The sequence below is a fragment of the Cognatishimia activa genome, assembly GCF_001458335.1.
Lineage (GTDB): Bacteria > Pseudomonadota > Alphaproteobacteria > Rhodobacterales > Rhodobacteraceae > Cognatishimia > Cognatishimia activa.
The window spans coordinates 99,317-108,104 of record NZ_CYTO01000009.1 but is presented as its reverse complement, the minus strand read 5'-3'; the positions used below and the strand labels follow the sequence as shown (position 1 = coordinate 108,104).

Sequence of the window (8,788 nt, the reverse complement as noted above, 5' to 3'; positions counted from 1 at the left end):
TGAACCGCCACAGAGTAAAACAGGGGTGATCATTGCTTCTTAACTTTCTTCAACCGCTCTTGCCGAAATTATATCAAAGCCTTTGAAATTTTGACGTCATAAATGTGGTTTCCTCAAGTCAAACCCCATTGGCTAACAGTCAGAACCTTCACCCATTCGTGGTAAACAAATCGCTAACGAAGACATGCGATTAGCCGCATTTGCTGTAATCACAGCTGCGGCATGTCATGCAGCCTTCGACCATCATCAAATCATATTCACCACAGGACGGGCATGGCTTGCCTTTGGGCGCTTCGCCAACCACCAGAGCTTCCGCATGAGGATCGGACTTCAGCCCCTTCCCTTCGCCTTCAATAAAGCCAATGGCGATCATGTGTTTTTCGATCACGCCGCCGATTGCGGCCAAGATGGACGGAATGTACTTGCCTTCCATCCAAGCGCCCCCACGTGGGTCAAATACAGCTTTCAGTTCTTCAACAACGAAACTGACATCCCCGCCACGCCGGAACACCGCAGAAATCATTCGGGTCAGCGCCAAGGTCCAAGCGTAATGCTCCATGTTTTTGGAGTTGATAAACACCTCAAAAGGTCGGCGATGACCGTTGATCACCACGTCATTCACGGTGAGGTAAATCGCGTGTTCGCTGTCCGGCCACTTCAGCTTATAGGTTGCCCCTTCCAGCGTTGCCGGACGGTCCAGCGGTTCTGCCATATAGATGACCTCGCCGGTGTCAGCGACGGCATCCGCCGGCTTCTCACCGGGCGCATCTTCAGAGTTTTCTGAAACGGTCAAAACAGAGCCCGTAATGTCGTTTGGCCGATATGTGGTGCAACCTTTGCAACCTGTGTCCCAGGCCTGCATGTAGACGTCTTTAAAGGCATCAAAACTGATTTCTTCTGGGCAATTGATGGTCTTGGAAATCGAGCTATCAATCCATTTCTGCGCTGCGGCCTGCATACGCACGTGATCTTCCGGTGCTAGAGTTTGTGCGTTCACAAAATGGTCTGGAAGCGCTTTGTCGCCGAACTTTTCGCGCCACAATTTTACAGCATAATCAACCACTTCCTCTTCGGTGCGCGATCCATCTTTCTGCAGCACTTTGCGCGTATAGGCATAGGCAAAGACCGGCTCGATGCCAGAAGACACATTGCCCGCATAGAGGCTGATCGTCCCGGTTGGCGCGATCGACGTCAGCAGGGCGTTGCGAATACCGTGTTTGCGAATGTCGGCTTTCAGATCCTCATCTAGATGCTGAACCATGCCACCATCGACATACTGATCCGCGTCAAACAGAGGAAATGCACCTTTCTCCTTCGCCAACTCCATAGACGCCCGATAAGCCGCCTCGGCGATGGCCTTCATCCACGCTTCGGTCTGGGCTGCGGCCTCTTCGCCGCCATAGCGCAAGCCAAGCATCAAAAGCGCATCCGCAAGCCCTGTGACACCCAACCCAATCCGACGTTTGGCTTGTGCTTCTTGGGCTTGCGCCTCCAGCGGGAACTTTGAGGCATCCACCACATTGTCCATCATCCGCACGGCGGTTGTCACAAGCTCTGACAAGGCTGCTTTATCCAGTTTTGCGGCCTTCTCAAAGGGATCCGCAACCAAGCGCGCAAGATTAATCGAGCCAAGCAAACAGGCCCCATAGGGTGGTAACGGTTGCTCACCACAGGGGTTGGTTGCCGCGATCTCTTCCACATAATGCAGGTTGTTGGCCGCATTGATGCGATCAATGAAAATCACGCCGGGCTCCGCCTGATCATAGGTATTGCGCATGATCTTGTTCCAAAGATCGCGCGCCTCCACCGTGTGGTAGACCTTGCCATCAAAGACCAGCTCCCAAGGCCCATCCGCCTTGACCGCTTCCATGAAGGCATCTGTGACCAGCACCGACATGTTAAACATGCGCAGGCGCGCTGGATCAGACTTTGCGGTGATAAAGGCTTCGATATCAGGGTGATCACAGCGCATGGTCGCCATCATGGCGCCGCGACGAGAGCCCGCAGACATGATCGTGCGACACATGGCGTCCCACACATCCATGAAAGACAAAGGCCCCGAGGCATCAGCGGCGACACCTTTAACGTCCGCGCCATTGGGACGAATGGTTGAGAAATCATATCCGATCCCCCCGCCCTGCTGCATGGTCAAAGCGGCCTCTTTGAGCATGTCAAAAATGCCAGCCATATTGTCCGGGATCGTTCCCATGACAAAACAGTTAAACAAGGTAACTTTGCGTGCTGTCCCTGCCCCCGCGGTAATGCGCCCGGCGGGCAGGTATTTGAAATCCTCAAGGGCCGCGTAGAACTTCTCTTCCCAAGCGGCTGGGTCTTTTTCAACTTTCGCCAAATCCCGCACGATCCGCCGCCAAGTATCCTCGACGCTTTGATCAATCGGTGTGCCATCCGCTTCCTTGAAACGGTATTTCATATCCCAAATAGACTCAGCAATCGCTGCTGCAAATCGGCTCATGACACCCCTCAGGTTCTGGCATTTCTGTTGACGCGCGATGGCTGCAGGGGCTTGATCCCCCCTACAGAGGCTCTATCCTTATAGCACAACCCATATGACAAAAGAACACGCGCGAAGGCGGCGCGGACTGGGACCCAAGTAATACGCAATGGCAGCACTTCATCTCGTCAAACTCAGCGTCGGCACAGAAACCGTCGATGGCTTAGAGCAATGGCAGCAATTACGCCGCCTAGACTTCCGCGATGGCTGCTCGCGCCATGTGACCCGCATGTGGCCCAAACGCGAAGCGGAGCTCCTCAAAGGCGGCTCTATGTATTGGGTCATCAAAGGCTCCATTCAAGCACGCCAAGAGATTGCAGGCTTTGAAGAAGTCATTGGCGGAGACGGTATCCGGCGTTGCGCGATCGTGCTCAAACCAGACCTCATCCGCACCCAACCAGCCTTGCGCCGCCCCTTTCAAGGCTGGCGTTATCTGAAAGCAGAAGACGCCCCAATGGATCTGCCGAAAGGCCGGGAAAGCGAAGAGCCGCTGCCAACGGAACTGGCAACGGCTCTTGCGGAGATCGGGGTCTTATAGGCATTCTTTTTGGCTCAAATATCCTGGGGTGAAGGCGCATAGCGCCGAGGGGCAAAGCCCCTGCAATTCAACAAGTGGCGAAGCCCTTAAAGCTTACCTCCCAGATAAAGGTCCAAATCCTCCAACCGATCCCGCCCCCAAAACATCTGATCATTGTCCACAATGTAAAACGGCGCGCCAAAGGCCCCGGCGTCCACCGCCTCATCTAGATTGCGCGCGTAGGTTTCCGCGCCTTCCAGCAATCCACTATCGCGAGCGAGGGATCAAACCCAGCAGCGGTCAGGCAGTCCCGGATCACGTCATCTTGGGCAATGTCACGTTCTTCGGCCCAGACCGCGCGGGTGAACCCATGGGCCAAGGCTCCCAAATCGCCCCCGCCCGCATTTTGCGCAGCGATAAAAGCGTAAGAGGACGGTGCCATATTGGTCGGCCAATAGGCAGGCTGCAGGTTCAAAGGCATACCAACTTTCTTCGCACTGCGCGCCATATCTTGCAGCCGATACTTCTGGCGGTTGCGGTGACGCTCTTTTGGAGGAATGCCACCGGTACGACCAAACAGCGCCATAATGTCAAATGGCTTATAGGCAATTGTCGCACCATGCTTTGCGGCAATTTCCTCCAGCCCCGTCCCTGCCAAGTAGGTGTAAGGCGAAATCGTTGCAAAATAGTAGTCGATATGAGCCATGAAAACCTCGAAAGTGTTAGCTTTGCTTTGCGTCAAGCTTACAGCGTGTTAGAGCGAGCGCAACGTCACGAATCTGTCATCTTGCGAACCGGGGATCTTTGCAAATGCCAACCACCATGGAACCTAAACTCATCACAGGCAACGCCAATAAACCATTGGCACAAGCAATCGCACGTCGGATGACCATTCACCGCAATTTGGGATTGGTTGAAGCCCGCGTAGAGCGCTTTAACGACGGCGAGATTTTCGTCGAAGTTTTTGAGAATGTGCGCGGCGAAGACATGTTTATCATTCAGCCGACATCAAATCCGGCAAATGACAACCTGATGGAACTTCTGATCATGGCCGACGCACTGCGTCGGTCTTCTGCTAAGCGGATCACGGCAGTCATTCCCTACTTCGGCTACGCGCGCCAAGACCGCCGCGCTAAGGCTCGCACACCAATCTCCGCAAAGCTTGTCGCCAACATGCTGGTGGAAGCTGGGGTGGAACGGGTTCTGACAATGGATCTGCACGCAGCGCAAATCCAAGGCTTCTTCGATATTCCAGTCGACAACCTCTATGCGTCACCGATTTTTGCTTTGGACATCAAAGAGCAATTCAAAGGCAACATGGAAGACATTATGGTTGTCTCTCCTGACGTAGGCGGCGTGGCCCGTGCGCGCGAATTGGCCAAGCGGATCAATGCGCCCCTTTCCATCGTAGACAAACGGCGTGAAAAACCGGGCGAAGTCGCAGAAATGACCGTGATCGGCGACGTGACCGGCAAGAAATGCCTGATCGTGGACGACATGTGCGACACAGCTGGCACGCTCTGCAAAGCCGCCGAGGTGTTGCTGGAACATGGCGCGACAGAAGTGCACGCTTATATTTCTCACGGCGTTATGTCCGGCCCTGCAGTGGAGCGTGTGACAAATTCTGTTATGAAATCCTTGGTCATCACAGACACAATCCAGCCCACTGGCCCTGTTGCGAACGCGCCAAACATCCGCGTTCTGCCAACCGCTCCGGTGTTTGCCCACGCCATCATGAACATCTGGAACGGCGCTTCTGTTTCTTCTCTGTTTGAAACGGAAACTCTGGAAGGCGCGTATGAGGGGCTGCTGAAGTAATTCAGGCCCTGCCTTCATGCATGACAGCGATGAGGCCGCCGCGGCGGCCTTTCAAATTGGATACTGGTCGCCCCAGACCTTTGGGGCGTCTTTCATCAACAAGCGCTGCTGCAACGCGTCCAACTCTTTCAGAGCGTCGGCCTTGTTGCCTGTCCGACGGATGGCTTTCTCATAAGCCTGTTTGGCAGACTTTGCGCCCCATGGCAGCATCGCAGAAGATAACCAATTGCGCAGCTCTGCCGGCAGCAAGTCGTAGTCACGCATTGGATTGGTCGGATGCCGCTTACTTCTCAGACTGGTGTTTCCACGATTTCTGGACATGAGGATCCCGTCTAACTGTTCCGGCACACTGTTACGTTATAACGTAACTGTGTTCAACCTGACAATTTTTAGGCAGTTAGTGCGAATGAGCCCAAGAAACCGTTGAAATTCACGACCCAGAATTGCTGCGCCGCAGCATTATGGTAACTTGGCGATGTGTGAACAAAAATCGTCGGAGCTACCCCATGGTTCAATGTATGACCCCTGATCAAATGCAATTCTTCGCCAGCCTTTTGGGAGACATCGTCTCCACAGTCGGCGAAAATCATAATTTCGTCTTGATTAATGCCGAGGCCGGACCGGTCTACTGGCAATATCTGGAAAACATGTACTGCATGGTCAAAAAGGTTACCTTGTAAGGCCCCTGACTGCAGCCCTAAGGCACGTCCCAGCTATCTTCGTCATCGATCTCACCAAAGGCGATCCAATTTAAGCGGACACGTGCAATCTGACTGTCCTGCCAAGTTCGGAAGACCAGATCAAAACCATATTCTGTCACCTTCTCGGCGGCGATGTCTGCGCGGATGTTGCTGCCGTTGGAGACGTCCCAAAGGGACAAGGCCACTTGCACGACAGGTTTGTCCAAGAAGTTCTCTGAGAAATTGATGTGCTGGCGCCGCTCCCGCGGCCCCTTCCCGGTCCACATGTCACCGCCATTCTCAAAGTCGGAAAACAATTGGTGTTCCCCTTGGTCGATCCCAAGAGTGCGTCCGCGCATCTTTCTCATCGTTCATCCCCTAAACGTGCTGAAACGTTACAACTTTTAAGGAAGGCTTTTCAAACGAAAACAGGCCCCGCGGGTTTCGCGAGGCCTGTTTAAGGTTAATTTTGACGCTTATCAGACGTTCAGTGCTGCGCGCAGCGCTTCCATGTCTGCCAGAGCTTTTGCAGCGGCGTCTTTGTTTTCCGCTGCTGCGTTCTCTGCGGCATCTTTCGCAGTGGCGATCAGCTCATCCATATCAGCAGCCGTAATGTCCGCTGTCGGGATCGCTTTTTCCGCCAGCACAGAGGTGCCTTCTGCGTTGATCTCAGCAAAGCCACCGGTCACCGCATAGCTGCTGGTGCCGTCTGGGCCTTCTACGGTCAGAACACCTGGGCGCAAAGTGGTGATGGTTGGGGCATGATCAGGCATTGCTGTCATGTCGCCATCCGCACCAGGGATTTGCACGGCAGAGGCTTGCAAAGAGGCAAGCGCACGTTCTGGGCTCACCAGATCGAATTGCATTGTAGTAGCCATTGGGGCCTCCTTTCAGGAAGTCGGCACCCTGTAAGGGTGCCAACCTATCCGTTCTTAGGCGGCTTCCGCAGCCATTTTCTCGGCTTTTGCGATCACTTCGTCGATGCCGCCAACCATGTAGAAGGCGCCTTCTGGCAAGTGGTCGTATTCGCCAGCCACAACAGCTTTGAAAGACGAGATGGTGTCTTCCAGAGGAACCTGAACACCGTCAGAACCTGTGAAGACTTTCGCAACGTCAAACGGCTGAGACAAGAAACGCTGGATCTTACGCGCACGCGCAACGGTCAGCTTATCTTCTTCAGACAGTTCGTCCATGCCGAGGATCGCAATGATGTCTTGCAGGGACTTATAACGCTGCAGGATCTGCTGAACGTCAGACGCAACCGCATAGTGCTCTTCACCAACAACCGCTGGGTCCATCAAACGAGAGGAGGAGTCCAGTGGGTCAACCGCTGGGTAGATGCCCAGCTCAGAGATCGCACGGTTAAGAACGGTTGTCGCGTCCAAGTGAGCAAAGGTTGTCGCTGGCGCAGGGTCGGTAAGGTCGTCCGCTGGAACGTAAACCGCTTGGATCGACGTGATCGAGCCGTTCTTTGTGGACGTAATACGTTCCTGCATCGCACCCATGTCTGTCGCCAGTGTTGGCTGGTAGCCCACCGCGGAAGGAATACGACCCAGAAGCGCGGACACCTCGGAACCCGCTTGCGTAAAGCGGAAGATGTTGTCCACGAAGAACAGAACGTCGGTACCGGATTGGTCACGGAACTGTTCCGCCAGTGTCAGACCTGTCAGAGCAACACGCGCACGCGCACCTGGAGGTTCGTTCATCTGACCGTAAACCAGAGCCACCTGAGATTCTTCCAGGTTGTCAGGCTTAATAACGTTGGATTCGATCATCTCGTGGTACAGGTCGTTACCTTCACGAGTACGTTCGCCAACACCCGCGAATACGGAGAAGCCAGAGTGTACTTTCGCGATGTTGTTGATCAGTTCCATGATCAGAACTGTCTTACCAACACCCGCACCACCGAACAGACCAATTTTACCACCCTTCGCGTATGGCGCGAGAAGGTCGATAACTTTGATGCCTGTTACCAGAACTTCGGATTCTGTGGACTGCTCTGCGAACTCAGGCGCAGGCTGGTGGATCGCACGGGATTCAGCCGCCTTGATCGGCGCGCCTTCGTCCACTGGCTCACCCACAACGTTCAGGATGCGGCCCAGAGTTGCGTTGCCCACTGGAACGGTGATCGGAGCACCAGTGTCAGTCACTGGCGCGCCACGTACGAGACCTTCGGTCGCGTCCATCGCGATACAGCGAACTGTGTTTTCACCAAGGTGCTGGGATACTTCCAGAACCAGTTTCTTACCGTTGTTGTCGGTGTCCAGCGCGTTGAGGATTTCCGGCAGGGAATCTTCGAACTGAACGTCCACAACGGCGCCAATCACCTGCGTGACTTTGCCTTTTGCGTTTGCCATGTTTCGGTCTCCGGTCTTAGAGCGCCTCAGCGCCCGAGATAATTTCAATAAGCTCGTTGGTAATGACGGCCTGACGTGAGCGGTTAAACTCGATTGTCAGTTGGTCGATCATATCGCCCGCGTTCCGGGTTGCGTTGTCCATTGCGGACATCCGCGCACCTTGTTCGGACGCGCCGTTTTCCAGCAGAGCAGCAAAGATTTGCGTTGCGACGCCGCGCGGCAGCAGGTCAGCCAGGATGGCCTCTTCGCTTGGCTCGTAGTCGTAAAGCGTTGTTGCGCCCTCATCCTCAGCAGTGTCGAAAGCTGCTGGAATAATTTGCTGTGCCGTAGGGATCTGGGTCACAACGTTTTGGAACTTCGCGTAGAAGATCGTTGCAACATCAAATTCACCGCCGTCAAAGCGGGCCAGCAGATCACGTGCAATCTCTTGCGCGTTCTCATAGCCGATCCGTTTCACTTCGGTCAGGTCCACATGACCTACGAAAGCGTCGCCCAGATCACGTTTGATTGCGTCACGACCTTTTTTACCAACAGTCAGAACCTTTACGGTTTTGCCTGCGGCTTTCAGTTCTTCCGCTTTCGCACGCGCCAGCTTGGCGATGTTCGAGTTAAAGCCGCCGCACAGACCACGCTCTGCTGTCATCACCACCAACAGGTGGGTCTGATCAGAGCCGGTGCCCGACAGAAGCTTTGGTGCAGAGTCAGAGCCACCGACAGAGGCCGCCAGCCCACCCAGAACGGCGTTGAACCGTTCTGTGTATGGACGAGAAGCTTCTGCAGCGTCCTGGGCGCGGCGAAGTTTCGCCGCGGCCACCATCTGCATGGCTTTTGTGATCTTCCGAGTGTTTTTCACACTCTCGATCCTGTTTTTGAGGTCCTTCAGACTAGGCATGGTCCGAACCCC

Annotated in this window: 9 protein-coding genes and 1 pseudogene; 3 read left to right on the top strand and 7 right to left on the bottom strand. The window is 54.5% G+C overall.

The window, feature by feature from the left end; genetic code table 11:
* Window positions 1-190: 190 nt before the first annotated feature.
* Window positions 191-2,473: an adenosylcobalamin-dependent ribonucleoside-diphosphate reductase gene (locus TA5113_RS04940; RefSeq protein WP_058315253.1), complete on the bottom strand. Its 2,283-nt coding sequence runs from the start codon at window positions 2,471-2,473 to the stop codon at window positions 191-193.
* Between the two features lie 148 nt (window positions 2,474-2,621).
* Between TA5113_RS04940 and TA5113_RS04935 the strand changes: the two genes are divergently transcribed.
* The gene (locus tag TA5113_RS04935; RefSeq protein WP_058315252.1) at window positions 2,622-3,050 is read left to right on the top strand and encodes a DUF1489 family protein; all 429 of its coding nucleotides are present in this window, start codon (window positions 2,622-2,624) and stop codon (window positions 3,048-3,050) included.
* A gap of 86 nt (window positions 3,051-3,136) precedes the next feature.
* On the opposite strand, the pseudogene TA5113_RS04930 reads toward TA5113_RS04935, so the two are convergent.
* Window positions 3,137-3,735: pseudogene (locus TA5113_RS04930) on the bottom strand (2-hydroxychromene-2-carboxylate isomerase).
* A gap of 104 nt (window positions 3,736-3,839) precedes the next feature.
* Here TA5113_RS04930 and TA5113_RS04925 point away from each other — a divergent pair.
* On the top strand, window positions 3,840-4,847 hold the full coding sequence (locus tag TA5113_RS04925; RefSeq protein ID WP_058315251.1) for a ribose-phosphate pyrophosphokinase: 1,008 nt from the start codon (window positions 3,840-3,842) through the stop codon (window positions 4,845-4,847).
* A gap of 51 nt (window positions 4,848-4,898) precedes the next feature.
* Here TA5113_RS04925 and TA5113_RS04920 read toward each other — a convergent pair whose 3' ends face one another.
* A complete protein-coding gene (locus tag TA5113_RS04920; RefSeq protein WP_058315787.1) occupies window positions 4,899-5,168 on the bottom strand; it encodes a DUF6525 family protein in 270 nt (89 codons plus the stop codon).
* A 197-nt stretch (window positions 5,169-5,365) separates the two neighbouring features.
* On the opposite strand from TA5113_RS04920, the gene TA5113_RS16905 reads away from it, so the two are divergent.
* Entirely contained in the window at window positions 5,366-5,527 is a 162-nt protein-coding gene (locus TA5113_RS16905; RefSeq protein WP_165589383.1) for a hypothetical protein, read from the top strand.
* Window positions 5,528-5,544: 17 nt separating this feature from the next.
* Here the strand turns inward: TA5113_RS16905 and TA5113_RS04915 are convergent, their stop codons facing one another.
* From TA5113_RS04915 to TA5113_RS04900, 4 genes are all read right to left on the bottom strand, one after another.
* Entirely contained in the window at window positions 5,545-5,895 is a 351-nt protein-coding gene (locus tag TA5113_RS04915) for an H-type lectin domain-containing protein (protein WP_058315250.1), read from the bottom strand.
* A gap of 111 nt (window positions 5,896-6,006) precedes the next feature.
* On the bottom strand, window positions 6,007-6,405 hold the full coding sequence (locus TA5113_RS04910) for a F0F1 ATP synthase subunit epsilon (RefSeq protein ID WP_058315249.1): 399 nt from the start codon (window positions 6,403-6,405) through the stop codon (window positions 6,007-6,009).
* Window positions 6,406-6,459: 54 nt separating this feature from the next.
* Entirely contained in the window at window positions 6,460-7,884 is a 1,425-nt protein-coding gene (gene atpD, locus TA5113_RS04905; RefSeq protein WP_058315248.1) for a F0F1 ATP synthase subunit beta, read from the bottom strand.
* Window positions 7,885-7,900: 16 nt separating this feature from the next.
* Entirely contained in the window at window positions 7,901-8,776 is an 876-nt protein-coding gene (locus TA5113_RS04900) for a F0F1 ATP synthase subunit gamma (protein WP_058315247.1), read from the bottom strand.
* Window positions 8,777-8,788: the final 12 nt, after the last annotated feature.